We start from the raw sequence: 26,296 nt of genomic DNA, 5'->3' as shown, positions 1-26,296 counted from the left end.
CCAATCCTGCACTCGGATCAGGGCTGGCAGTACCAGATGAAACAGTACCAAAGACTGCTGAAGCAAAATGGCATCACACAAAGCATGTCCCGAAAAGGAAACTGCCTGGATAATGCCGTAATCGAAAACTTCTTCGGGATACTTAAATGTGAACTCTATTACATCAATAAGTTCAGGTCAATAGACCATTTAAGGCATGAGATAAAAGAGTACATCAATTATTATAACAATGACAGGATTAAACTGAATTTAAATGGAATGAGCCCGACACAATATCGGGTTCATCATTATCAATGTAATTATTAACTTGTCTAAACTTTTGGGTGCAGTCTAAAAATGGGATTAAAGAAAAATAAATTTCTACACGGCCCTTTTCGAATCTTGATTTTTGACGGATGCTGTGGTATGTGGCAACCTGGGCGCGGCATAACGTCTCATCGGCGCAATTCCCGCGTGAGGCCCCGACGCTTCGGGGGCAGCGGTTATCCTTTTGCAAGGCACGCGCAAAAGATAAAAGCGGAAAGCCCGACGGCGCCGCATAAATTGCCTACGAAAGCCGAATACCGTGCGCCGGCACGCCAAAAAAAATCCCAGGCCAACGACCCGGGATTCCAACAACAATCCTCCATCAACAGTTATTGCCAGCCGCCACCAAGGGCGCGGTACAATTCGACCTCAGAAGATAGTCTTTCCTTTTTGATACGGGCCAATTCGAGCTGGGCGTCGAGCAGGTTGCGCTGCGCGATGATGACCTCCAAATAATTGGCCATGCCATTTTTAAACAACAGGCTGGCGTTGTCGATGGCGCTTCGAAGCGTTTTTTCACGCTCGGCCGCCGCTTCGAACTGCAAACGCTGGTGTTCGATTTGGGCCAATGCGTTTGCCACCTCGCCCACAGCCACCAGCACGGTTTGACGGAACTCGATTCCGGCCTGATCGCGTTGCAGTTTGGCTACTTCATATTGTGTACGCAATCTTTTTCCGTTGAGCAAAGGCGCAACGATGCCACCGGCCACAGTCCCGAACAAAGACGCAGGAAGATTGAACAATTTGTCGGCCTCGAAGGCGTTCACGCCGCCCGATGCGGTGATGTTGATCGACGGATACAAACTCGCCTTGGCAATCCCTACATTGGCGTTGGCCGCCTGCAAAGCCAGTTCGGCGGCCTTTACATCGGGTCTTTTGCTGAGCAATTGCGCGGGAATTCCGGCAGACAAATCGCTTTTGACTTCGATGGCATCCAATCGGCTGGTGCGCGCTTTCGCGTCGGGGAAACCGCCACTGAGCAGGCTCAACGCATTTTCCTGTAAGACGATGTGCTGCTCGAGCAACGGAATGAGTTGCGCCGCGACAAGCCGTTGTGCCTGGGTTTGCTGTTTGGCGAGTTGGGTGGCCTGTCCCGATTCGTATTGCAGGTTCACGATGAACACGGTGCTGTCGTTGAGCTTGAGCGTTTCCTTGGCCACCTGCAACTGGGCATCGAGCATGAGCAAATCGTAAAATCCTTTCGAAACGTTGGCCACTAAGGCCGTTTGCACCGCTTTTCTGATTTCGGCCGATTGTTCGTAATTGGCGCGCGCGCTTCTTTTACGGTTGCGGATCTTGCCCCAGATGTCGGCTTCCCAGGACAAATTCAACCCGGTCGAAAAATCGTCAAGGTGATGCTGGCCCGTGAACTGCTGGGTATTTCTGCCGTTGAGGCTGTTCTCGGAAAGCCTTGTGGTCGAAGCGTTCCCAAAGGCATTCAGTTGTGGTACATTGCCCCATTTGGCTTGTCGGAATTGCAAGTTTGCGATTTCAAGGTTCTTCTGCGCGATTTCCAAATCGTTGTTCTTGGCCAAGGCCGTTTCGATCAACGTATCCAAATCTTTTTCGGCAAAGAAATCCTTCCATTGGATGTCGGCAATGTTCGCGGTATCGGCAGCAACCGCATGGCGGAAAACGTCTGGAACCGTTGGCTTTTCCTGTTGCGCGAAAGCCGAAGCCGAGACAAGCAGCAGCAGCAGCAGGATTTTGATACTATTAAGATACTTTTTCATGTTAAGCGATTTGTGGTTGGTGTGCATTCTGGCCCGATTCGTTGTTGATGACCGCCAATGGTTTTCCCGAAACGCGTTCGTGCAAATACTGGAACACGACAAACAGTACCGGGATGATGAAGATGCCGAGCAAAACACCCGAAACCATTCCCCCGGCCGCCCCGATACTGATCGAATGGTTACCCAAGGCCGATGGCCCGGTGGCGCGCATCATCGGGATCAAACCCACGACGAAAGCAAAAGAGGTCATGATGATCGGGCGCAGCCTCAGTTTGGCGGCCTCGAGCGCCGAAGCGAGCAACGACTTCCCTGCCCTTCTGCGCTGTAACGCATACTCGACAATCAGGATCGCGTTCTTGGCCAGCAATCCGATGAGCATCACGAGCGCCACCTGTACATAAATGTTGTTCTCGATTCCGGCGAGGCCGATGGCGGCAAACACGCCGAAGATTCCCGTGGGTATCGACAAAATAACGGCAGCCGGAAGGATGTAACTTTCGTATTGGGCCGCGAGCAGGAAGAACACGAACAACAGACTGAGTCCGAAAATCACGGCCGATTGTCCGCTTGAGGTAATTTCCTCCTTGGTCAAACCCGAGAATTCAACATCGTAACCCAGCGGCAAATATTGCTCGGCCACGTCCTGGACCGCCGCAATCGCATCGCCCGAGCTCACACCCGGCTTGGTGATCGCATTGACCCCAATCGAGTTGAACAGGTTGTAACGCGAAGCGGTTTCCGAACCGTAAATGCGTTTGAGTTTGACAAGCGTATTGATCGGGACCATTTCGCCGAGGCGGTTTTTGACATAAATGCCGTTCATCGCCTCCGGATTGCTCCTTTCGGCGGCATCGGCCTGTACGACCACGCGGTAGTACTTCCCGAATCGGTTAAAATCGCTGGCCTGCGCACTGCCAAAATAACCCTGCATGGTTTGCATGATGTCCTTGACGCTCACCCCGAGTTGTTCGGCCTTGACGTCGTCGACCTCCATTTCGAGCTGCGGATAATCGGCCTTAAAACTGGTGAAAGCCACGGCGAGTTCAGGCCGTTTCATCAGTTCGCCGATAAAACCGTTCGTGATTTCGCTGAACCTGGTGATGCTTCCGCCGGTCTTGTCCTTGAGCACGATGTCGAGTCCGTCGACGTTGTTGAAACCCGGGACGGTCGGGAACGTAAAGACAAAGAAATTGGCACCTTTGATGGCGCTGAGCCGTTGGCGCGTATCGTTCATGATTTCATTGATGTCGGTCATTTCGCCACGTTCCTTGGTAGGTTTGAGCAAAATGAAGGCGACACCTGCCGATGGACTTGTCGATTGCGTGAGCATGTTGAACCCAGACAATTTCATCAGCGTGCGTTTTGAAGGCATGTCGCCGAGTTGGTTTTCGAGTTCGGTCATGACATTCTTGGTCCTGTCGAGTGACGCGCCGGCCGGCATCGAAAGCGAGATGGCGATAAACCCTTGGTCTTCGGATGGGATGAATCCGGTAGGCGTCCTTTTAATCATAAACACAGTAACCAAAGTCAATACGGCCAATCCGCCAAGGCTCCACCAACGGTGTTTGATCAGCAAACGCAAACTGCCCACGTAACGGTTGGTCAATTTGTTGAACCCGCCGTTAAAACCCGCAAAAAAGCGTTCCTTGAAGTTCTTGGGTTTGCCGTGTTGTTCCCCATCGTGTACGTCCTTGAGGAAAAGGGCTGCGAGCGCCGGGCTCAACGTTAATGCGTTGACCGCCGAAATCACGATCGCTATGGCGAGCGTAAAGGCGAACTGCCTGTAGAAGACGCCCGTTGACCCTTGCATGAAACCGACCGGCAAAAATACGGCCGACATGACGAGCGTAATCGAGATGATCGCGCCCGTGATCTCGCTCATGGCCGACGTCGTGGCCGCTTTGGCCGACAAGCGTTTGCTGTGCATTTTTTCGTGTACGGCTTCGACCACCACAATGGCGTCGTCGACCACAATACCAATGGCCAGTACGAGCGCGAACAGCGTCAACAAATTGACCGAAAACCCGAAAATGTACATGAAAAAGAAAGTCCCCAAAATCGAAACCGGTACCGCAATGGCGGGAATCAAGGTCGAACGAAAATCCTGAAGGAACAGGAATACGACCACGAACACCAAGATAAAAGCCTCGATCAACGTCGATTTGACTTGGCTGATCGATTGGTCGAGCGAATCCTTGGTGTTGTACAGGATCAAATGTTTGATGTCTTTCGGAAAATCCTTGGACGCCTTGTCCATCATTTCGCGCACGGCGATTTGTACATCGCTCGAATTGGAGCTCGGCAATTGGTACACCCCTATGTTCAGGCCCGACTTTCCGTTGACTTTGGTGGCGCTGCCGTAGGTGTATGAACCGAATTCGATGCGCGCCACATCTTTTAAACGAAGGATAGAACCGTCGTTGTTCGACCTGATGATGATGTTGCCATAGTCCTCGGGCTTGTTGCGCTTTCCTTTGTATTTGATGACATATTCGAACGATTCGGTGCTGCTTTCCCCAAATTTACCCGGCGCAGCCTCGAGATTCTTGTCCTGTATCGCACCCATGACTTCCTTGGGGGTCAGGTTGTAGCTCGCCATTTTGGACGGATTGAGCCATACCCGCATCGAATAATCCTTGCTCCCGCCAAAAATGACAGCCTGCCCTACGCCCGGAATCCTTTTGATTTCGGGAAGGATGTTGATTTGCGCATAATTCGCAAGAAAAGTCTGGTCGTACTGTTGCTCGTTTTCGGTGAACAGGTCGACCACCATCAAAAGGCTGTTCTGTTGCTTGACCGTCGAGATGCCTGCCTGCACGACCTCTACAGGAAGCTGGCTGGTGGCTTGGGATACGCGGTTCTGTACGTTCACCGCCGCCTGGTCGGGATCGGTACCGAGTTTGAAGTTCACGGTGATCACGAGTGTCCCGTCGTTGCTCGCCGTCGAACTCATGTAGGTCATGTTTTCGACCCCGTTTATCGTCTCTTCGAGCGAAGGCGCTACCGAACGGATGATCGTCTCGGCATTGGCACCCGGATAAAAGGCGGTGACCTGTACGGCCGGAGGCGCAATATCGGGAAACTGCTGCAGTGGCAACGTCGAGATCCCCAGGATGCCCAGGATCACTATGATAATAGCGATGACTGTCGACAGTACGGGCCTGTCGATGAATTTTTGTAACATAATAAAAATGTGTTAGTTGGCTTTTTTAGAGTTTGGCAACGGCTTTGGTGGTTTTCTCGGGAACGATTACGGCACCGTCCGCAAGATTTTCAAAACCTTTGGCCACGATGCGGTCGCCGGTCTTGAGCCCGTCCTTGATCAGGTAGTCGGTACCGGTCTTGCCGGCCACCGTCACGGGCTGTTTGGTCACTTTATTGGCCTTATCCAAGACAAACACGAACACCTTGTCCTGTATCTCGATTGTGGCTTGCTGCGGAATCACAAGGCTGTTCGGATGTTCGAGCGCAATTTTGACACGGCCTGTGTTGCCCGATCGAAGCAACCCTTTGTTGTTCGGAAACGTGGCGCGCATGGTTATCGCCCCGGTATTCTTGTCGAATTGGCCGTCTACCATGTCGATTTTCCCGGTCTCGCCATAGACCGAATTGTCCGACAGGACGAGCGCAACCGGCGGTAACTTTCGCAATTTCTCGTTGAGCGTGCTTCCATCGTGTTGTGTTTTGAAGTTGATGAAGTCGTCTTCTGCCAGCGAGAAATAGGCATACACTTCGCGGATATCCGACAGTGTAGTCAGCGCCTCGGGATCGGCAATGTTGATCAAGCTCCCTTGTTTTTTGGGCAATCTGCCGATATAACCGTTTACGGGCGCCTTGATGAGCGTATACCCCAAGTTGATTTGGGCGGTGCCTACCATTGCCCTGGCTTGCGCGACATTTGCTTTGGCTGCACTCAGCGCGGCTTTGGCCGATTTGAGCTGGTAGTCCGACACCACTTTGTTTTGCACAAGCGGCGTCAATTTCTCGACCTCGAGCTGGGCATTCGTCGCGGCAGCTTCGGCCGCATTGAGATTGGCATTGGCGTTGTTGAGCTGTTCGCGGTACGGGTTGTCGTTGATCTTGAACAACGGCTGTCCGGCAGTGACGTACGCGCCTTCGTCTACGAAAGCTTTTTCGAGCGTACCGTTAACCTGCGGTCGGATTTCGACGTCCGACTTGCCACGAATGGCCGCCGGAAATTCGGTATCGGTGGTGGCGTTTTGTGTATTGATGCTCAAAACGGGCAACGTCGCGGGCTGTCCTGCGGGCGCGGTGGCATTGCCGTCTGCGCAACTCCACAGGAACAACGCAACAAGGCTAGATAAAAGGATTGATTTCATGTTAAATTGATGGTTGAAGTGATTAAATAATGGTTAGTTGTTTGTTATTTTTTGGAATGATTGTTCCAGAATTATTGCCGATTTTACATAAAAATGTCTTACTCCTGTTTTTTCTGAAATAAACGTTTCAGAATGGTTTAAAAAAAATCAGCCCTTGGGCATGATACTTTTGATCAGGAAATCTGCCATCTTCTTGACTTTAATGGGATTCCCTTGTAATATATACGATTGTTTCCAACCCGTGAATGAGATCATGATGTACTCGGCCATCATCCCCGCGTCTTCTGAATGCTCGATCTCGCCGGCATCCATCGCGCTTTGGATCAAATCGGTCATGAATTTCAGGTAAACATCGTTGCTCTGGCAAAGCATGTTTCGCACGGTTTCGTCGTTTTGCGCCACCTCAAAAATGGTTTTGACGCCCAAACATCCTTTGTCGCTTTCGATGATCCAGTCGGCCTTGTCACTAATGATCCGGATCAATGCCTGTAACGGAGACTTCTCGTTGGCCGCTTTCTGCCGGGCCTCTTCCATGACCTGGTCGATATAGCTGCTGACACATTCGTGAAACAGTTGTTGCTTGTCGCCTATGGTATTGTACAAACTGCTGCGGTTGATTTGCATCGCATCCACCAAATCCTGCATGGAAGTGGCGTTATAGCCTTTCTCCCAGAAAACGTTCATTGCCTTTTTGACCGTTTCTTCCTTGTCGAATTCCAGATTGCGTCCCATGGGTTTAACAATTTGATGGAGCAAAAGTAAATTCTTTTTTGAAACAACCGTTTCAAAACACATATTTTATGATTTTTTTAGCAACCGAAAATAAAAAAAGCCGGAAGATCCGGCTTTCTGAATGTTGCATACGACGACTATTCCAAAAGGAAACTCACCGAAACATTGGCCGTGATGTTGATCTCGCCAATGGCTATGGTTTCGCGTGGCGCGGCGGCATCGGCGGCTTTGCCCATCGCCATTTCATACATGACGGGTTGCGGGTGGTAGACTTGCGTATTGTCTGAAATAGACAAGGCCTTCCCTACGCTTTGCCCGATGACCGATACGTAATCCTGGGCTTTTTGCTTGGCGTCCTGCATGGCCAGTTTACGCGCTTCGGATTCGTGCTTTTCGATTTTAGACGACTTGAACTCGACCGTATTGATGCGGTTGATGCCCGTATCGACCAGGCCTTCCATGAGCGTGTCATAGTAGGTCAAATCGCGCAGCAAAATCTCGATGGTTTGCGTGGCGTTGTAGTTGTATTTCTTTTTGTCGTAGTCGTATTGCGGATTGAGCGATATGCGCTTGGTTTGGATGTCCGACTGCTGCAACTTGGAACGCTTGAGGTATTGCACCACCTTTTCGACGGTGGCGTCGTTTTGCTTCTTGACATCGGTGGCGTTGTTGCCCTTGGTTTCGACCGAAATCGAGATGAACGCCTGATCGGGTGTGACTTTTACTTTGCCTTCGCCGCTTACCGAAATTTGCGGATCGGGTTTGATGTACTGCGCCTCGGCGTGCGCCATGGCCATCGAAAACAGGATAATGAACGTCTTTTTCATAATTGATGATTTTAAGTTAATACCGCGGGGCTTTCAAATGTTGTGCCACTAGAGCTTTCCCGCTCGCTCCATGATAAAAAGTATGATGATGGGAACGGCCAATGCAATGACGATCAGCGTGTTCTCGACAAACAAATAAGGCATTTTTAACAAAGTGATGACATAGCCGCCCACCGCGCCGCCAAAATGCGCCGTATGGCCGATGTTGTCGCGTTTGGCGCGCATGCCGTAAATCGATGCGAGCAAGTAGATGATCCCAAAAATCCAGCCCGGTATGAAATTGACGCTGTTGTCGGGGTAAATCAAAATCGACGCATACATGACGCCCGTCACGGCACCCGACGCGCCGATGGCCCGGTAACTGTAGTCGTTTTTGTGCATGACCAACGTGAGCAGGCTGCCAAAAATAAGGCTCGCGAAATAAACAATCAAAAAACCGATGTTGCCCAGATTGGTGATCACCGCAGGCGCAAAAATCCACAACACATACATGTTCATGGCCAGGTGCAACCAATCGGCGTGCAGGAATCCCGAAGTGACCATACGCAATTGCTCTCCTGCTCGGATACTGCCAATGTGGAACTCGTATTTCCTCAAAAAAGACCAATCGTTGAATCCTTTGTAACTCACGACAAAATTGGCGATGATCAAGACCAGTAACGGAATATTCATGGGTGTTTTTTCACTTGGTTGGGTTCGGCCGCGTTGGCTTTCGATTCCGTAAAAATAGCAATAGTTTCTTTAGCTTTTGTTAAAAATCCCTTAGCGGCACGTCATTAAACTGTATATTTGCACAAACTTCGGCGTTGATGCAATATTTCGTTTACCTGCTGGCTTATCCATTGCTTTGGTGCATCTCGCGGCTCCCGTTCCCCTTACTTTATCTGGTCTCGGATGTTGTTTTTGTATTGCTGTATTATGTAATCGGTTATCGAAAGAAAACCGTGCGCGGCAACCTCAAATTGGCGTTTCCCGATTGGTCCGAAAAGGAACGGCTGGTCATCGAAAGAAAATCGTACCGTCATTTGTGCGATATGTTCCTCGAAATGATCAAGACGCTGTCGATATCCGAAAAAGAGATCAAAAAACGTTTCCAATTCACCAACATCGAAACCTACCAAGCCTTGGAGCGCGAAAACAAAAGCGTCGCCATGATGGTCGCGCATTACGCGAGTTATGAATGGGCGATTTCGATGAACTACTACGTCAATTTCAAGGGATATGCAATCTACAAACGCATCGCCAATCCGTATTTCGACAAATTGGTGCACGACATCCGCTCGCGATTCCAAGCCTATTTGATCACGACCAAGGACACCATCCCCATGATCCACGAAAATGAAAAAGCGGGCATCCGTGGCGTTTACGGTTTTGCAAGCGACCAATCGCCCAAAGCGTCACGGGCGTATCATTGGGGCAGTTTCATGAACGCCACAACGCCTGTACATACAGGTGCCGAAATGTTGTCGAAAAAATTCGACATGAATGTGATTTTCCTCAAAGTCAAAAAGGTGAAACGCGGCCATTACGAGGCGACGTTCGAGGTTTTGTCGACCGACGTAAAAAACGTTCCCGACTACCAAATCACCGACGAATTCCTCAAACGCGTCGAGCAACAAATCAACGAAGCGCCCGAATTTTACCTCTGGACGCACAAACGTTGGAAGCACGTTAAATAAATCAACTTATCTTAAAGCCCGAACCAGCGCTTGACCAATTCCCTTTCGGCGGGTTGTGCATGCTGGTGCAAAAACTCGTTGGTGTGTTTGTTGTAGCGGTAATCCTTGCCCCATTCGGCGTGGTGTTGCGCGAGCGATTTAATGCTGTCGCAAACAAATTTGATTTCGTCGTTGGTGGTCGTCGGATGGATCGACATCCTGATCCACCCCGGTTTCTCGAGCAATTCGCCGCAAGAGATTTTGTCGGTCAAATAATGCGACGTGGCCTGGTCTACGTGAAGCAAATAGTGCCCATACGTTCCCGCGCAACTGCATCCGCCGCGCGTCTGGATCCCAAAACGGTCGTTGAGCAATTTGACGCCAAGGTTAAAGTGCAAATCGTCGATGTAAAACGAAACGACGCCCAGCCTGTTGCGGTGCTGTCCCGCCAGTATTTTCAGATTGTCGATCGCGCCGAGTTCGGCAAACACATAGTCGACGATCTCCTGTTCGCGTTTGAGGATGTTGTCTACCCCCATTTGTTCCTTGAGCCTGATGGCCAGCGCGGTCTTGATGACTTGTAAAAAGCCGGGCGTACCGCCGTCTTCGCGGTCTTCGATGTTGTCGATGTATTTGTGCTCGCCCCACGGATTGGTCCACGAAACGGTACCGCCACCCGGATGATCGGGCACCATGTTCTTGTACAATTTTTTATTGAAGACCAATACGCCTGACGTACCCGGACCGCCCAAGAACTTGTGCGGCGAAAAGAAAATCGCATCCAAATAACTTTCGGGGTCTTCGGGATGCATGTCGATTTGTACATACGGCCCCGAGCACGCGAAGTCCACAAAACAAACCCCGCCCGCGCGGTGCATCAGCTTGGCCACCTGGTGGTAAGGCGTTTTGATGCCCGTCACGTTAGAACAAGAAGTAATCGATGCGATCTTAATCGTGCGGTCTTGGTATTTCTCGAGCAGCGCGCCAAAATTGTCCAAACAAAACAGTCCTTTTTCGCAGGACGGGATCACCTCGACATCGGCAATGGTCTCGAGCCACGAGGTTTGGTTCGAATGGTGTTCCATGTGCGAGACGAAAACAATCGGTCGTTTTTCGGCAGGAATGGTCGTGAAAGGCTTTAGATTTTCGGGCACCTTAAGCCCTAAAATCCTTTGAAACTTATTGACAACGCCCGTCATTCCGGTGCCGTCGGTAATCAAAACGTCGTCGTCGCTCGCATGCACATGGTGCTTGATGATGTGGCGCGCCTCGTGGTAGGCCATGGTCATCGCCGTTCCCGAAACCGTTGTCTCGGTATGCGTATTGGCCACAAACGGTCCGAATTCGTTCATCAGTTTCTCCTCGATCGGACGGTACAAGCGCCCCGACGCCGTCCAATCGGTGTACACTATTTTCTGGCGCCCGAACGGCGACTCGAAATATTGGTCAACGCCTATGATTTGGCTCCTGAACTGCTGAAAATACTGTTCCAATTCGGTCGGTAAAGTCGTTTTTGTCGCTAACATGCCCATGATTTTCGGATGCCGCAAAGATAGCATTTTTTGGCAACGCAAACGTTAAAGTAAATTCCGCAAAATCAATCCGCTTTCCGGAAAATGTTAAATTTTGTTTGATATATCAAATAAACGCAACCCGTCGTTGTTTATGGTATCCGACAACAAATCAAAAAACAATTCTCATGAAAAAAACACTACACATTGCATTGCTGGCGTTCACCACATTCACCTGGGCACAACCCGCAATCTCCTGGCAAAAATCCCTGGGTGGCAGCGCCAACGACAACGGTTATTCGATCCAGCAAACCGTCGATGGCGGCTACATCACCGTTGGAGAAACCAGTTCCGCAGACGGACAGATCACCGGTTACCATGGCGCCTACGACGTATGGGTGGCCAAACTCGATGCACAGGGACAAATCGAATGGCAAAAAGCCTTGGGCGGATCTGGGGCCGAAACTGCTTATTGCATCAGGCAAACCTTTGACGGTGGCTATATCCTGGCGGGTTCCTCGAACTCCAACGATGGCGACGTGAGCGGCAACCACGGGGTCAACGACTATTGGATCGTCAAACTCGACGCGACAGGCACGATCGAATGGCAAAAATCGCTGGGCGGCACGCGTGGTGAATGGGCTTTTGATGTGCAGCAAACCCTGGACAGCGGTTATGTCATTGCAGGAGTCACCGAATCCAACGACGGCGACGTGACCGGCCAGCATGGTATCGCGGGCGATTATTGGATTGTCAAGCTCGACAACGCGGGAACCTTGCAATGGCAAAAAGCGCTGGGCGGCACCGCCAACGACGCGGCGCGATCTATTCGCCCCACGGCAGACGACGGCTACATCGTTTCGGGTCATTCGCGTTCAAACGATGGCGATGTGAGCGGCAATCACGGCGACGAGGACATTTGGGTCGTCAAACTCAATGCGACAGGCGACATCCAATGGCAAAAATGTCTGGGCGGCACGGGCTTTGACGCCGGCTATGGCGTTGTCCCGACAGACGATCAAGGGTTTCTTACTGTCGGCCTTACCTATTCGAGCAACGGCGATGTGACCCATCCGCGCGGTTTTGGCGATTTTTGGGCAATCAAGCTCGACGCTACGGGAAATATCCAATGGCAAAAATGCTACGGCGGATTGTCTACCGACATGCCCAACGCGGTATTCTCGGCGGGTTACAACACTTTCGTGATGGCCGGTTTTTCGTATTCCGACGACGGCAACCTGATCGAGAACAAAGGCAACGCCGATTTCTGGGTCGTCAAGATCGACGCCGCGGGAGACATCTTATGGCAAAAATCATTGGGCGGCACGGGAACAGAATTTGCCCAAAGCATTGAGCAAACGGGCGACGGCGGGCTTATCGTTGCCGGAAAAAGCAACTCGAACGATTTTGACGTCAGCGGAAACCATGGCGAATATGATTTCTGGGTCGTCAAATTCGAAGCCGATATTCTGGCAACCCATACATTCCAACCAACGGTGGCAACACTATTTCCAAACCCTGCACAGGAGCAGCTGTCTATTTCGACAGAAATTCATTTCGACCGTTATGAAATTTATGACGCGACGGGCAAATGCTTACAAAAAGGCCTGTTTGGGCCATCCATCCCGATCGCTACGCTTGCCGCCGGCGCGTACTTCTTGCGGTTGTCGAACGGGAATACTGTGGTCACACAAAAATTCCTCAAAAAATGATACAAAAAAACCGGTCGATGACCGGTTTCTTTTTATAGCCCTGCAATCGCCTTCATCTCGTTCATGATCCTTACCGCCAATTCATCGGCGGCGGCCTGTGTTTTGGCCTCGGTATAGATGCGGATGATGGGCTCTGTGTTTGATTTGCGCAAGTGCACCCAATTTTCGGCAAAGTCGATCTTGACACCGTCTATGGTCGAGATTTGTTCGTCTTTGTATTTGGCCTCCATGGCGGTCAAAATCCCGTCGACGTCGATTTGCGGGGTGAGTTCGATTTTGTTCTTGCTCATGAAATACTCCGGATACGACGCGCGCAATTCGGATACCTTCATCTTTTTGTTGGCCAAATGCGTCAGGAACAATGCCACGCCCACAAGCGAGTCGCGCCCGTAGTGCAATTCGGGATAAATGATGCCGCCGTTGCCTTCGCCGCCGATCACGGCGTTGTTTTTCTTCATGAGCTCGACCACGTTCACCTCGCCCACCGCGCTTGCTTCGTATGTGCCGTTGTGGGTATTGGTCACATCGCGAAGCGCACGTGAAGACGACATGTTCGATACCGTATTTCCCGGTGTTTTTAACAAAACGTAATCGGCGACGGCCACCAACGTGTATTCCTCGCCAAACATTTCGCCGTCTTCGCTGATGAACGCAAGTCGATCGACATCGGGATCGACAACAATGCCCAAATCGGCGTTTTCTTCAACGACGAGTTTGCAGATGTCGCCCAAATGTTCCTTCAAAGGCTCCGGATTGTGCGGAAAATGCCCGTTGGGCTCGCAGTACAATTTGACCGCTTCGACGCCCATTTGTTCGAGCAATTTGGGGATGATGATGCCGCCCGACGAGTTCACACCATCGACGACCACTTTAAATTTCGCAGCTTTTACCGCGTCTACATCCACGAGTGGCAAGTTCAACACCTCGTCGATATGGATGTCCATGTAGGCATCGTTTATCGTGATTTCGCCCAAGTTGTCAACGTCGGAAAAGTCAAACGCCTCGTTCTCGGCAATGTTCAAAATCTTTGCGCCTTCGGCCCCGCTCAAAAACTCGCCTTTTTCGTTGAGCAACTTGAGCGCGTTCCATTGTTTGGGGTTGTGCGATGCGGTCAGGATGATGCCACCATCGGCCTTTTCGAGCGGTACGGCGACTTCTACGGTTGGCGTGGTAGACAATCCCAAATCGATCACGTCGATGCCCAAGCCAATGAGCGTATTGACCACTAAATTATGGATCATCGGGCCCGAAATCCTCGCGTCGCGGCCAATGACCACCGTCAGTTTTTGCTTTTTGGTGTAGTCCTTGAGCCACATGCCATAGGCCGACGCGAATTTCACCGCGTCTACGGGCGTTAAATTATCACCGGTTTGGCCGCCAATCGTGCCGCGGATGCCTGATATTGATTTGATTAAGGTCATGGTTTATTGTGTGTTTTTTATTGCTTTTGTTTGATAACTTCTTTACCCTGATGGTCCGCAACGGGTCTTTTTGATGGATTTGTTTCCATCCTTAAGCGCCCGCGGTTTGAAATTCCTTGCAAATATAGCAGTTGCATTTTTTTTAGGAAACGTATTTTTGGGTTTTCGACAAGGCGGCCTGTTTTTCCGATAGAAATATGACAGGGTAATCGCAAGTTGGTTGATTTAGGCAGTTTTTCTGCCGCTTGGGTTCGGAAAAATTTAGTATTTTCGTACCATTGGGTAGGGGCATTGGGTTTATCCCTAAACAAAAGCAGACAATTATAGTTACAGATTTTCTGCCATAATTGTTAAATGTTTCGGTCGATAAAATGACGACGGGTTATCGAAAATCAACCCGCGATTCTTGATGTACATTGTATGAATTTCCTAGCACACATCTACCTTTCTGGCGACAACGAACTGATCAAGATCGGGAATTTCATGGCCGATGGCATCCGCGGCAAACATTTCGAACACCTGCCCCCCGACGTGCAAAAAGGAATCATCCTGCACCGCGCGATCGATTCCTATACCGACAACCATCCGGTTTTTCGCCAGAGCACCAAGCGATTGCACGACCGCTACCATCATTACGCCGGCGTCATCGTCGATGTGTTTTACGACCATTTCCTGGCCAAGAACTGGTTGGCTTATTCGAATGAGAGACTCGACGATTTTGTGCAGGATTTTTACCGATCGCTCCACACCCACTACGACATCCTGACCGATAAAACCAAAGGCATGATGCCCTACATGATCAAATACAATTGGCTTTGGAGCTACCAGTTCACAGAGGGTATCGCGCGCATCCTGTCCCAAATGGACCAACGCACGCGGAACAATTCGCAGATGCGGTATTCGATCGAGGAATTGACCGAACATTACGACATTTTCGAAGCCGAATTCACCGGGTTTTTTAAAGACTTACAGGCCTTCGTAATCCAAAAAAACACCGAATTGTGAAACGTTTGTGGTGTTTGGCGTTGTTGATCGCCACTGTTTCCCATGCGCAGAAAGGGCTGGTTGCAAAAAAGGCGATGGTGGTCTCGGCACGTATTGAAGCCTCAAAGATCGGGGCAGACGTCATCCAACAAGGCGGTAATGCGTTCGATGCGATGATCGCGACGCAACTCGCACTGGCCGTTGCCTACCCTTATGCGGGCAACATCACCGGCGGCGGGTTCATGGTTTATCGCATGGCCGACCGCAAGACCGGTACGCTCGATTTTCGCGAAGTAGCGCCGCTGGCCGCCACCAAAGACATGTTCCTTGATGCTAATGGCAATGTTGTTGCGACGGCGAGCACCGAAAGTGGCCTATCGGTAGGCGTTCCGGGATCGGTGGCGGCGATTTTCGAGGTGCACCAAAAGTACGGTTCGATGCCCATGGCAAAATTAATCGCCCCTGCCATAGCTTTGGCCGAAAAAGGCCTGGTCGTTACATCCAAACAGTTGAAGCAGATCGCGGCCAACAAGGAATCGATTGTACGGCTCAACGGCGATAAAACCATCTATTCGCGCGACCTCAAGGTGGGCGACACGATCAAATACCCCGAGTTGGCCGCTACACTCAGGCGCATCGCCAAGAACGGCCGGGACGAGTTTTACAAGGGTGAAACGGCAAAAAAACTCATCGGTTACCTCAAACAAAAAGGCGGCATCATGACGGCCAAGGATTTGGAATCCTATACCGTGGTTTGGCGCGATCCGATCACTTTCAACTACAAAAATCTAAAGATTATCTCGATGCCGCCACCCAGCAGCGGCGGGATTTGTTTGGGCCAGATTTTTCAAATGATTGAACCGTTCCGACTGGAGACCTACAAACACAATTCCGAAAAATACATCCAACTGCTCACCGAAGCCGAGCGACGGTCATATGCCGATCGAAACCATTTTTTGGGCGACCCCGATTTTACAAAAATGCCGATACGTAAATTACTGGATAAAAACTATTTGTACGACCGTATCGAAACGTTCAGTTTTAACAAAGCGACACCTTCATCCGAGGTAGGACATGGCGAAATACAGGCATCTGAAAGCGACGAAACCACGCACTATTCCATCGTCGACAGCAAAGGAAATGCGGTGGCCGTGACCACCACACTCAACGGCGCCTTTGGCTCTAAGCTGTATTGCGAGCCGCTGGGCGTGTTTTTGAACAACGAAATGGACGATTTTAGCGCCAAGCCCGGCACGCCCAACCTTTACGGGCTCGTGGGTGCCGAAGCCAACAGCATCGCGCCGCGCAAACGCATGCTGAGTTCGATGACGCCTACGATTGTCGAAAAGAACGGCCGCTTGCTGATGCTGCTCGGAAGTCCGGGCGGTTCTACCATCATCACATCGGTGTTGCAAAACATACTGAACGTGACCGAATTCCGTATGGGCATGCAGCAATCGGTGGCCGCACCGCGCTTTCACCACCAATGGTTGCCCGATGAAGTCCTGTTCGAACCCAACGGCTTTGCCCCCGACCTGTTGCAATCGCTCGAAAAAAAGGGCTACCACACCCGTGTGGCGCAGGCCCCGATAGTCGGTAAGGTCGACGCCATCCTTGTGTTGCCCGACGGTACGCTCGAAGCGGGCGCCGACCCACGCGGCGATGATGCCGCCGCCGGATTTTAACTTTCGCATTACAAGGGAAAGCGTTACTTTTGCCGTGCAAACTCCCGTCATGTTCAAAAAACTGTTGCGTACGATCGAAAAATGGCTGCTTTGGGGCCAGCTCAAACTCACCGGCAAACAATTCGTTTTCCTGTCGGCGGTGTTGGTTGGGATCTCGGCCGCGTTGGCCGTAATCGTGCTCAAGACTTTTGCGCACTGGGTTTTTGTGTTCGCGACTTACATCAACGGCATCCTCAAACTCAGCTTCATCAATTCGGTGTTGCCGATAGTCGGTATTTTACTCACGGTTTTTGTGGTACGCCGTGTTTTGGGCGGCACGATCGAAAAAGGCACTTCGCAGATTTTGTATGCCGTGGCCAAAAAAGCGGGTATTATCCCCAAAAAACAGATGTACGCGCAAATCGTAACGAGTTCCTTGACCGTTGGCCTTGGCGGATCGGCTGGATTGGAAAGCCCGATCGTAATCACGGGCGCCGCGTTCGGGTCGAATTACGCGCAGCAGTACCGCTTGGGTTACAAAGAACGCACGCTGCTCATCGGATGCGGTGTCGCGGCGGGTATCGCGGCGGCCTTTAACGCCCCCATCGCGGGTGTGTTGTTTGCGATCGAAGTGTTGCTCGTAGACGTCAGCATTTCGGCCTTTACCCCCATCATGATCGCTGCGGCCACGGGCGCGTTGGTATCGGCCATCACCATCGGCGAGGATATCTTGCTCAACTTCAAACAACAGCAAACGTTCGACTACCACAACATACCGTTTTATGCGCTGTTGGGCGCTTTTACGGGGCTGGTTTCGATTTACTATTCGCGTAACTTTCAACGCACCGAGCATTTCTTTTCACGGCTGCGGTTTACCCCATACAAGAAAGCACTCGTGGGCGCCACGATTTTGGCGTTGCTGATTTTTGTGTTCCCGACGCTGTTTGGCGAGGGTTATGAAAGCATCAAGACGTTGTCCGACAAGGATCCTGGGCAACTGCTCGAGAACACCTTGTTCGCCGACTTCAGGAACAGCCCGATTGCGCTGTTGCTCTTTGTGGGACTGACGATGCTGGCCAAAGCCTTTGCCACTGGACTGACGCTTGGCAGCGGCGGTAACGGCGGCAATTTTGCGCCTTCGTTGTTTTTGGGCTCGTATGCGGGGTTCTTTTTTTCGCGCGTATTCAACCTGACAGGGTTTCAACTTCCGGTGTCCAACTTCACGATGGTGGGTATGGCGGGTATCTTGAGCGGATTGTTCCACGCGCCGCTGACGGCCATCTTCCTCATTGCAGAGATCACGGGCGGTTACGATTTGATGATTCCGCTGATGATTGTATCGTCGATCAGTTTTGCGATTTCGAAACAATTCGAGAAACATTCGCTCGATGTCAAGAATCTGGCGCGCAAAGGCCATGCATTTACGAGCAATAAGGACGCCAACATCCTGTCTACCCTTGAAACCGAAAAAATCATCCAAACCGATTATTTGACCATCACGGCCGATGAAAACCTCGAAAAGCTGGTCGATTTGATCTCGCACTCGAACCAAGTCGTTTTTGCGGTGGTCGACAAGGAAAAAAACCTGTTGGGAACGGTGTATTTTAACGACATACGCGAAGTGATCTTCAGCAATTTCAAGGTCAAGTACACGCCGGTCAAGGAAATCATGATCGATCCGCCGGCCATCGTTTACCCTACCGATACGATGGAAACCGTCATGGAAAAATTCGAAAAAACCCGCGCCAGCTTCCTGCCCGTGCTCAAGAACGGCAAATACTACGGCTTTATATCCAAATCGATCGCGCTAGAGGCCTACCGCGAGAAACTCAAATCGATGATCATCGAATAACCCCCTTAACCCAACTTATGTTCAAGAAAATTACCCTAGCATTATTGCTGGCCGGCGTTTACAGCCATGCCCAAGACCAAGCACCAACCCCTAGCGTCGAGAAATCGGTGTTCGGCGTACAAACCGGACTCATCGGCTTGTGGATCAACCACGAGCTCAAATTATCCAACCGTTGGGCACTGCGCAGCGAAATCGGGAGCGAGTTGTTTGCCTATTCGAATAAAGTCAACGACGATGTCAAAAGGGCCATGTGCCCTGTGGTTTCGGTCGAACCCAAATGGTATTACAATCTAAACCGCCGTGCACGAAAAGACCGGAACATTAGCAAGAACAGCGGCAATTCGATCTCACTTAAAATCAACTATTTACCGGGATGGTTTGGTGTCGGCGACGACGGAATCCCCAAATCCAATCATTTGTCCATCCTTCCCAAATGGGGCATTCGAAGGGTATACGGCAAGCACTTTACGTTCGAAACCGGATTGGGTGTAGGCCCGCAATTTTACGTCGGTAATGATCCGCGGTGGGACAAAAGCGAGAGCTATATCGATCTGTCGGTGCGCATCGGCTACACGTTCTAAGCCAAATCTTTAACAAAACGTTTCGGTTTCGACGCACAAAAAGAGCGTGAAAAAATGTAAATTTGCGTCCCTCCTTTTCGGGACTCCAACCTATGCTTGAAACAGAAAACCATATCGAGGTGCTGGGCGCGCGCGTCCACAACCTCAAGAACATAGACCTTACGATTCCGCGCGAACAATTGGTGGTAATCACCGGGCTTTCGGGTTCGGGCAAGTCATCGCTCGCGTTCGATACGATTTATGCCGAGGGCCAACGGCGCTACGTCGAGACGTTTTCGGCCTATGCGCGGCAGTTCCTCGGCGGATTGGAGCGTCCCGATGTAGACAAGATCGACGGCCTGTCGCCTGTGATCGCCATCGAACAAAAAACGACAAGCAAATCGCCACGTTCGACTGTGGGCACGATCACCGAAATCTATGACTTTCTGCGTTTGCTGTTTGCACGTGCAGGCGATGCATACAGTTACAATACGGGCGAAAAAATGGTCAGTTATTCCGATGAGCAGATCAAGGCATTGATCGTACAAAATTTCATCGGCAAAAAAATCAACATCCTTGCGCCTGTGGTTCGCGCCAGAAAAGGACATTACGGCGAATTGTTCCAACACATCGCCAAGCAAGGCTTTTTGCGCGTGCGCGTAGACGAAGAACTCAAGGAAATCACGCCGGGCATGAAGCTCGACCGTTACAAGACGCACGACATCGAGATCGTCATAGACCGCATGCTCGTCGAGGATACGCCCGAAAACGACAAAAGGCTTTCGGAAAGTATCAACACGGCCATGTACCACGGCGAGGATATTTTGATGGTACTCGACCACGACACCAACGAAGTGCGGTATTTTAGCCGCAACCTGATGTGCCCCACCACGGGCATTTCGTACCAAAACCCCGAGCCGAATTTGTTTTCGTTCAACTCGCCCAAAGGGGCCTGCGACCATTGCAACGGACTGGGAACCGTAAACGAAATCAACATCAAGAAGATTGTCCCGAACCCCAAACTGTCGGTCAAATCGGGTGGTTTTGCGCCGCTGGGCGACTACAAGAACACCTGGATTTTCAAGCAACTCGAAATCATCGGCGAAAAATACGGTTTCAAGCTGACCGACCCGATCGAAAAAATTTCCGAAGAGGCAATGGAAATCATCCTCTATGGCGGCAAGGACAAATTTTCGGTCGAATCCAAGACGCTGGGCGTGACCAAGGAATACAAGATCGAGTTCGAGGGCATCTCGCATTTCATCAAGAACCAGTTCGAGGAAACCGAATCGACCAGCATCAAACGTTGGGCAAAGGAATTCATGGACGAAATCGAATGTCCGGTGTGCGAAGGCTCGCGGCTTAAAAAAGAAGCGATGTACTTCAAGATCGACGAAAAGAACATCGCCGATTTATCGAACATGGACATTTCGGACCTGGCCGATTGGTTCGACCAACTCGACGGCCATTTGTCGGACAAACAAAAACTGATCGCCACCGAAGTGGTCAAGGAAATCCGCGACCGTCTGCACTTTTTGGTCAACGTAGGTTTGGATTATCTGGCGTTGGCGCGAAGTTCCAAATCGCTTTCGGGCGGCGAGGCGCAACGCATTCGTTTGGCCACGCAGATCGGTTCGCAACTCGTAGGCGTACTCTACATTTTGGACGAACCGAGCATCGGATTGCACCAACGCGACAACGAAAAACTGATCAAATCGCTCGAACAATTGCGCGACATCGGCAATTCGATTTTGGTCGTCGAGCACGATAAGGACATGATTGAGCGCGCCGATTACGTGATCGACATCGGGCCCAAGGCGGGCAAATACGGCGGCGAGATCATCTCGATCGGAACGCCCGCCGAAACATTGAAGCACCATACGCTTACCGCGCAATATTTGAATGGCGAAAAGCAAATCGAAGTACCCAAAAAACGACGCGAAGGTTCGGGCAAATCAATCAAACTCACGGGTGCTACGGGCAACAACCTCAAAAACGTTTCGGTCGAACTGCCGCTGGGCAAACTGATTTGCGTCACTGGCGTTTCGGGCTCGGGCAAATCGACGTTGATCAACGAAACGCTTTATCCGATTTTGAACACGCACTTTTTCAACGCGGTCAAAAAACCAAAACCGTACAAAAAAATCGACGGACTCGAACACATCGACAAAGTCATCGACATCGACCAAAGCCCGATAGGCCGTACGCCGCGGTCGAATCCGGCGACGTATACCGATGTTTTTTCGGAAATCCGTAACTTGTTTACGATGACACCCGAGGCGATGATACGCGGGTACAAGGCCGGACGTTTCAGCTTTAACGTCAAAGGCGGACGCTGCGAGACTTGCGAAGGGTCGGGCGTGCGTACGATCGAAATGAATTTCCTTCCCGACGTGTATGTAGAATGTGAAACGTGCCAGGGCAAACGCTTTAACCGCGAAACGCTCGAGATACGGTACAAAGGCCAATCGATTTCGGACATCCTGGACATGACCGTAGACGAAGCCGTGCCGTTTTTTGAAAACATCCCGAAAATCTACCGAAAAATCAAGACGATACAGGACGTGGGGCTCGGGTACATCACGCTCGGTCAGCAATCGACGACGCTTTCGGGCGGCGAGGCGCAACGCATCAAGTTGGCCACCGAACTCTCGAAAAAAGACACGGGCAATACGTTCTACATCATGGACGAACCCACGACGGGCCTGCATTTCGAGGACATCCGCGTTTTGATGGACGTGATCAAGAAATTGGTCGACAAGGGCAACACGATTTTGATCATCGAACACAACATGGACGTCATCAAACTGGCCGACCACATCATCGACATCGGACCCGAAGGCGGCAAAGGCGGCGGGACGGTCGTGGCGGTGGGCACGCCGGAGGAAGTGGCGAAAAATAAAAAGAGTTATACAGCACAATTCTTGAAAAAAGAATTGTGAAATTCCAAGCTCCAAATTCCAAATTCCAATGCCATACAAGAACGTCCGATGGGAATTTGGGATTTGGGATTTGGAATTTCCATTTTTATCGTACTTTAGCCCGCTTTTTTATCATAACATCCCAACTGGAATTTGGTCCCGACGGTGCGGGATGGAATTTGGGATTTGGGATTTGGAATTTGGAATTAAACTATTTATGAAACCAGAAGATTTTAACGAAGACGACCGCATCATTCAAGACAAACTCAAGCAAAAATCGTGGAACGAGATCCGCACCAACGACTCTTGGGCGATTTTCAAGATCATGAGCGAGTTCGTAAACGGATACGAAACCATGGGCAGAATCGGTCCCTGCGTCTCGATTTTTGGGTCGGCGCGTACCAAGCCCGACAACCACTTTTACCAATTGGCCGAAAAAATTGCTTTCAAAATCTCGAAGGCGGGCTACGGCGTGATCACGGGCGGCGGCCCCGGCATCATGGAAGCCGGTAACAAAGGTGCGCACTTTGGCGGCGGGACCTCGGTGGGATTGAACATCGAGCTGCCGTTCGAGCAACATTTCAACCCGTACATCGACCGCGACAAAAACCTGAATTTCGATTACTTTTTTGTCCGCAAGGTAATGTTTGTCAAGTATTCGCAAGGATTTGTGGTGATGCCTGGCGGATTTGGTACGCTCGACGAAATGTTCGAGGCGATTACGCTGATCCAGACCAAGAAGATCGCCAAGTTCCCGATCATCCTTGTAGGATCAGAATACTGGGCCGGACTGATCGACTGGATCAAGACGGTACTCATCGAGAAGTACGCCAACGCGTCGCCCGAAGACCTGAACCTGTTCAAGATTGTCGATACCGAGGACGAAGTGGTCGAAGCACTCGACAAGTTCTACAAAAAATACGATTTGAGCCCGAACTTCTAAAGCTGTCCAACGACAGCTTTTTTTAACGGGTTTTCTCGCAAAAAGTTAATATATTGCCCCGGTATACTACCAACTGCGGCGCACCGTTATGTTTGGTTAATGAAAAAGAACTGATTGAAGCCGCTTTCTAAAATTGCCTTTCTTTTCCTAGGAATCCTCTCGCTGGGGTTGCACGCGCAGCACCGGACAAAAATGGCCGTGACCGTCGATCCCGAAAAGCATGCGCTCGCGGTACTGCAAGAGCTTACGTTTGTCAACGCATCGAACGCGACGCTCGACAAGATTGTGCTCAACGATTGGAACAACGCTTATTCAGACAAACAATCGCTGCTGGGCGAACGTTTCTCGGACGAATTCGTACGCAGTTTTCACTTTGCCAGCGAAGAAGAACGCGGCGCGACGGGTTACGTGAACATCGGCACGCTGGACGGGAAAATCCTCGAATGGTCGCGGCCTGCGCCCGATTTGATCGAAGTGAAGCTCGCCGCGCCGCTGCCACCCCATGCCGAAATCACGCTCCAAATGGGGTATGTGGTCAAGCTCCCCGCCGATCATTTTACGCACTATGGCTACGACGAAACAGGAAACCTGACGCTCAAAAACTGGTGGCTCTCCCCTGCCCGATTGGTGGACGGCGCCTTTGTGCAAAACTCGAACGCAAACCTGGACGACATCGCCAACGGGTTGTCGGACTATGCGCTCGAACTCAAGCTGCCCAAGGGCTGGGAAGCAGTATCCGATTTGGACGAATCAAAAAAAACGACGGCCGAATCGGTCAACTATTCTTTTTCGGGAAAAAACCGCAACGAATTCAGCCTGTTCATCCACCCGCAATCGGACTTTCACAGCTTCAAGAACAACAAGGTCGAGGTGCTCACCGATTTGAAGGGCAAGATCGACGGCATACAGCGCGCCATCGTCATCGACCGTATCGTTCGGTTCGTGGGCGAGCAATTGGGCGACTATCCGTTTGAAAAAATCACGGTTTCGCAAGCCGATTATGACCGGCATCCGTTTTACGGGCTCAACCAGTTGCCGTCGTTCATCAGCCCGTTCCGCGAGGATTTTATGTACGAACTCAAATTCCTCAAGACCTATACGAACAATTTCGTCAAGAACGCCGTCAACCTCGACGGACGCAAGGACAACTGGGTTTACGACACGATCCAGATGTATGTGATGATGCGCTACATGGACGAATTCCAGCCCGACGCCAAGATGATGGGCAGCCTCGCCAAATGGAAAATCCTCAAGAGCTACAACCTGATCCAGCTGCAATTCAACGAGCAGTACAGCTATTATTACATGCTGATGGCGCGCAAGAATTTGGACCAACCGCTGGGCGATTCAAAGGAAACGCTGATCCGTTTCAACGAGCGCATCGCATCCAAATACCGCGCGGGTTTGAGTTTGCGTTACCTCGACAATTATTTGGGCGATGCAAAAGTGTCAGCCGCGGTACGGTCGTTCTACCGCGACAACTTGTCGAAAACCACCGGGCGCGCCGATTTCGAGCACCGACTCAAAACGACAACCGACAAAGACATCGATTGGTTTTTCCGTACGGTAATTGATTCGCGCGACATCATCGACTACAAATTCGGCAAGGTCACCAAAACCAGCGACAGCATCACGATGACGCTCAGGAACCGCACGGGGGCCACCGTCCCGATGCCGGTTTATGGACTCAAGAACAACCAGATCGTGTTCAAGAAGTGGTTTGAAAATGTGCGCAAAGACAGTACTTTTACGGTAGACCGTTTGGGTGCCGACAAAATCGTCATCAACTACAAAAACGAGGTGCCCGAATTCAACCTGCGCAACAACTGGAAATCGCTCAAGGTGTTTTTGGGCAACGACCGTCCGTACAAATTTGCGTTCCTCAAAGACCTCGAAGACCCGCGTTACAACCAAATCCTCTATGTCCCGACGGTGACCTACAACCTGTACGACGGCCTGTCTTTCGGGCTCAGGTTCCACAACAAGACGATGCTCGACAAACCGTTCAATTTTGACGTAAACCCGATTTATTCGAGCAACACCCAATCGCTCATCGGCAGCGCGAGCTTTGCGTTCAACCACTACCGCCGCGACAGCCGTTTGTACAACATCCGCTATGGCGCGAGCGGCAACTACTACCATTATGCGTCGGATGCGACGTATTTGAAGATCAATCCTTCGGTGTCGTTCTTGTTCCGTGAAAACGATTTGCGCGACAACCGCAGGCAAGGCATCACGTTGCGCTACAACATTGTCAACAAGGAGCGTTCGTTTACCGCTACCGACAGCTCGGCCAATTATTCGGTGTTTGGCGCGCGCTATTTCTCGACGCGTACCGAGATTACGAAGCACTTTAATTACAACACCGATTTTCAGGCGTCGAGCAAATTCGCCAAGGTATTCGGCGAAATGCAATACCGTAAATTGTTTACGAACAACCGCCAGATCAACATCCGCTTTTTTGCGGGCACGTTCCTGTTCAATGATACGCAGGGCGACGATTACGATTTTGGCCTGAGCAACCCCAACGATTATTTGTTCGATTACAATTTCTTCGGACGTTCTGAAGAGACGGGTTTCTTTAGCCAACAGCTTATCATTGCCGAGGGCGGATTCAAGTCGAAGGTGTTGCCCGACGGCGCCAACCGTTGGATGGCCACAACCAACGTGAGCTTTAATGTGTGGAACTGGATCGAAGTCTACGGCGATGCGGGGTTTGTCAAGAACCGCGGCCGCGACGCCAAATTCCTGTACGACAGCGGCATTCGATTGAATCTGGTGACCGACTATTTTGAATTGTACTTCCCGGTGTACTCCAACCTAGGCTGGGAAATCGGACAAAACGACTACCATGAACGCATCCGCTTTATATTTACGTTTAGTCCCAAGTCGCTCGTGAATCTTTTTACTAGAAAGTGGTTTTAGGGTTAAAAAAATAACCGCAAAGGGCTCAAAGTTTTTCGCAAAGTACGCTAAGCCCTACACGCTTTGCAAAAACCTTTGTGTTCTCTGCGTTAAACTTTGAGTTCTCTGTGTTAAAAAAAACCGCAAGGGGCGCCGAGTTTTTCGCAAAGTGCGCGAAGTCCTGTACGCTTTGCAAAAACCTTTGTATCCTCTGCGTCAAACTTTGAG

Annotated in this window: 18 protein-coding genes; 10 read left to right on the top strand and 8 right to left on the bottom strand. The window is 50.8% G+C overall.

Annotated features, from left to right (window positions below):
* Positions 1–306 (top strand): IS3 family transposase (locus BLP55_RS02340; RefSeq protein ID WP_139149565.1); only part of this gene is annotated, 306 nt, incomplete at its 5' end.
* Positions 307–635: 329 nt separating this feature from the next.
* On the opposite strand, the gene BLP55_RS02335 is transcribed toward BLP55_RS02340, so the two are convergent.
* The 6 genes from BLP55_RS02335 to BLP55_RS02310 all read right to left on the bottom strand — a co-directional run bounded on the left by BLP55_RS02335 (position 636) and on the right by BLP55_RS02310 (position 8,610).
* Positions 636–2,039, bottom strand: coding sequence for an efflux transporter outer membrane subunit (locus tag BLP55_RS02335; RefSeq protein WP_091140730.1), 1,404 nt, complete (start codon positions 2,037–2,039; stop codon positions 636–638).
* A 1-nt stretch (position 2,040) separates the two neighbouring features.
* Entirely contained in the window at positions 2,041–5,223 is a 3,183-nt protein-coding gene (locus tag BLP55_RS02330) for an efflux RND transporter permease subunit (protein WP_091140691.1), read from the bottom strand.
* Between the two features lie 25 nt (positions 5,224–5,248).
* The gene (locus BLP55_RS02325) at positions 5,249–6,379 is read right to left on the bottom strand and encodes an efflux RND transporter periplasmic adaptor subunit (protein ID WP_091140690.1); all 1,131 of its coding nucleotides are present in this window, start codon (positions 6,377–6,379) and stop codon (positions 5,249–5,251) included.
* A gap of 147 nt (positions 6,380–6,526) precedes the next feature.
* The gene (locus tag BLP55_RS02320) at positions 6,527–7,111 is read right to left on the bottom strand and encodes a TetR/AcrR family transcriptional regulator (RefSeq protein ID WP_170826767.1); all 585 of its coding nucleotides are present in this window, start codon (positions 7,109–7,111) and stop codon (positions 6,527–6,529) included.
* Between the two features lie 137 nt (positions 7,112–7,248).
* The gene (locus BLP55_RS02315; protein ID WP_091140688.1) at positions 7,249–7,938 is read right to left on the bottom strand and encodes an SIMPL domain-containing protein; all 690 of its coding nucleotides are present in this window, start codon (positions 7,936–7,938) and stop codon (positions 7,249–7,251) included.
* Between the two features lie 48 nt (positions 7,939–7,986).
* On the bottom strand, positions 7,987–8,610 hold the full coding sequence (locus tag BLP55_RS02310; RefSeq protein WP_091140687.1) for a rhomboid family intramembrane serine protease: 624 nt from the start codon (positions 8,608–8,610) through the stop codon (positions 7,987–7,989).
* Positions 8,611–8,723: 113 nt separating this feature from the next.
* On the opposite strand from BLP55_RS02310, the gene BLP55_RS02305 reads away from it, so the two are divergent.
* Complete coding sequence (locus BLP55_RS02305) at positions 8,724–9,617, top strand: lysophospholipid acyltransferase family protein (RefSeq protein ID WP_262494173.1); 894 nt, start codon at positions 8,724–8,726, stop codon at positions 9,615–9,617.
* Positions 9,618–9,628: 11 nt separating this feature from the next.
* Here BLP55_RS02305 and BLP55_RS02300 read toward each other — a convergent pair whose 3' ends face one another.
* A complete protein-coding gene (locus tag BLP55_RS02300; RefSeq protein ID WP_091140729.1) occupies positions 9,629–11,122 on the bottom strand; it encodes an aminotransferase class V-fold PLP-dependent enzyme in 1,494 nt (497 codons plus the stop codon).
* A 173-nt stretch (positions 11,123–11,295) separates the two neighbouring features.
* Between BLP55_RS02300 and BLP55_RS02295 the strand changes: the two genes are divergently transcribed.
* The gene (locus BLP55_RS02295) at positions 11,296–12,819 is read left to right on the top strand and encodes a T9SS type A sorting domain-containing protein (protein WP_091140685.1); all 1,524 of its coding nucleotides are present in this window, start codon (positions 11,296–11,298) and stop codon (positions 12,817–12,819) included.
* A gap of 32 nt (positions 12,820–12,851) precedes the next feature.
* On the opposite strand, the gene glmM is transcribed toward BLP55_RS02295, so the two are convergent.
* Entirely contained in the window at positions 12,852–14,240 is a 1,389-nt protein-coding gene (glmM, locus tag BLP55_RS02290; protein ID WP_091140684.1) for a phosphoglucosamine mutase, read from the bottom strand.
* A gap of 420 nt (positions 14,241–14,660) precedes the next feature.
* Between glmM and BLP55_RS02285 the strand changes: the two genes are divergently transcribed.
* The 7 genes from BLP55_RS02285 to BLP55_RS02255 all read left to right on the top strand — a co-directional run bounded on the left by BLP55_RS02285 (position 14,661) and on the right by BLP55_RS02255 (position 26,089).
* Positions 14,661–15,245: an acyl carrier protein phosphodiesterase gene (locus BLP55_RS02285; protein WP_091140683.1), complete on the top strand. Its 585-nt coding sequence runs from the start codon at positions 14,661–14,663 to the stop codon at positions 15,243–15,245.
* On the top strand, positions 15,239–16,909 hold the full coding sequence (ggt, locus tag BLP55_RS02280; RefSeq protein WP_244503400.1) for a gamma-glutamyltransferase: 1,671 nt from the start codon (positions 15,239–15,241) through the stop codon (positions 16,907–16,909). Before BLP55_RS02285 ends, ggt begins: the two co-directional genes overlap by 7 nt.
* A gap of 49 nt (positions 16,910–16,958) precedes the next feature.
* Positions 16,959–18,740, top strand: coding sequence for a chloride channel protein (locus BLP55_RS02275; protein ID WP_091140682.1), 1,782 nt, complete (start codon positions 16,959–16,961; stop codon positions 18,738–18,740).
* Positions 18,741–18,757: 17 nt separating this feature from the next.
* Positions 18,758–19,321: a hypothetical protein gene (locus tag BLP55_RS02270; RefSeq protein WP_139149564.1), complete on the top strand. Its 564-nt coding sequence runs from the start codon at positions 18,758–18,760 to the stop codon at positions 19,319–19,321.
* A 92-nt stretch (positions 19,322–19,413) separates the two neighbouring features.
* Entirely contained in the window at positions 19,414–22,242 is a 2,829-nt protein-coding gene (uvrA, locus tag BLP55_RS02265) for an excinuclease ABC subunit UvrA (protein WP_091140680.1), read from the top strand.
* A 196-nt stretch (positions 22,243–22,438) separates the two neighbouring features.
* Positions 22,439–23,164, top strand: a complete 726-nt coding sequence (locus tag BLP55_RS02260) for an LOG family protein (RefSeq protein WP_091140679.1) — start codon at positions 22,439–22,441, stop codon at positions 23,162–23,164.
* Positions 23,165–23,278: 114 nt separating this feature from the next.
* Positions 23,279–26,089, top strand: coding sequence for a gluzincin family metallopeptidase (locus BLP55_RS02255; RefSeq protein WP_317040271.1), 2,811 nt, complete (start codon positions 23,279–23,281; stop codon positions 26,087–26,089).
* The last annotated feature ends 207 nt before the right edge of the window (positions 26,090–26,296 follow it).

This window comes from Flavobacterium caeni, assembly GCF_900101895.1.
GTDB lineage: Bacteria > Bacteroidota > Bacteroidia > Flavobacteriales > Flavobacteriaceae > Flavobacterium > Flavobacterium caeni.
The sequence above is the reverse complement of the archived record's forward strand: the minus strand, read 5'-3'. Positions and strand labels throughout refer to the sequence as shown.

What these genes read in the sequence shown, in the direction of transcription:
- BLP55_RS02270 (WP_139149564.1), top strand. Translation starts at nt 18,758, where the DNA reads ATGTTCAAGAAAATTACCCTAGCATTATTGCTGGCCGGCGTTTACAGC.
- BLP55_RS02325 (WP_091140690.1), bottom strand. Translation starts at nt 6,379, where the DNA reads ATGAAATCAATCCTTTTATCTAGCCTTGTTGCGTTGTTCCTGTGGAGT.
- glmM (WP_091140684.1), bottom strand. Translation starts at nt 14,240, where the DNA reads ATGACCTTAATCAAATCAATATCAGGCATCCGCGGCACGATTGGCGGC.
- BLP55_RS02260 (WP_091140679.1), top strand. Translation starts at nt 22,439, where the DNA reads ATGAAACCAGAAGATTTTAACGAAGACGACCGCATCATTCAAGACAAA.
- BLP55_RS02275 (WP_091140682.1), top strand. Translation starts at nt 16,959, where the DNA reads ATGTTCAAAAAACTGTTGCGTACGATCGAAAAATGGCTGCTTTGGGGC.
- uvrA (WP_091140680.1), top strand. Translation starts at nt 19,414, where the DNA reads ATGCTTGAAACAGAAAACCATATCGAGGTGCTGGGCGCGCGCGTCCAC.
- BLP55_RS02295 (WP_091140685.1), top strand. Translation starts at nt 11,296, where the DNA reads ATGAAAAAAACACTACACATTGCATTGCTGGCGTTCACCACATTCACC.
- BLP55_RS02285 (WP_091140683.1), top strand. Translation starts at nt 14,661, where the DNA reads ATGAATTTCCTAGCACACATCTACCTTTCTGGCGACAACGAACTGATC.
- BLP55_RS02315 (WP_091140688.1), bottom strand. Translation starts at nt 7,938, where the DNA reads ATGAAAAAGACGTTCATTATCCTGTTTTCGATGGCCATGGCGCACGCC.
- BLP55_RS02330 (WP_091140691.1), bottom strand. Translation starts at nt 5,223, where the DNA reads ATGTTACAAAAATTCATCGACAGGCCCGTACTGTCGACAGTCATCGCT.
- BLP55_RS02335 (WP_091140730.1), bottom strand. Translation starts at nt 2,039, where the DNA reads ATGAAAAAGTATCTTAATAGTATCAAAATCCTGCTGCTGCTGCTGCTT.
- BLP55_RS02310 (WP_091140687.1), bottom strand. Translation starts at nt 8,610, where the DNA reads ATGAATATTCCGTTACTGGTCTTGATCATCGCCAATTTTGTCGTGAGT.
- BLP55_RS02300 (WP_091140729.1), bottom strand. Translation starts at nt 11,122, where the DNA reads ATGTTAGCGACAAAAACGACTTTACCGACCGAATTGGAACAGTATTTT.
- BLP55_RS02320 (WP_170826767.1), bottom strand. Translation starts at nt 7,111, where the DNA reads ATGGGACGCAATCTGGAATTCGACAAGGAAGAAACGGTCAAAAAGGCA.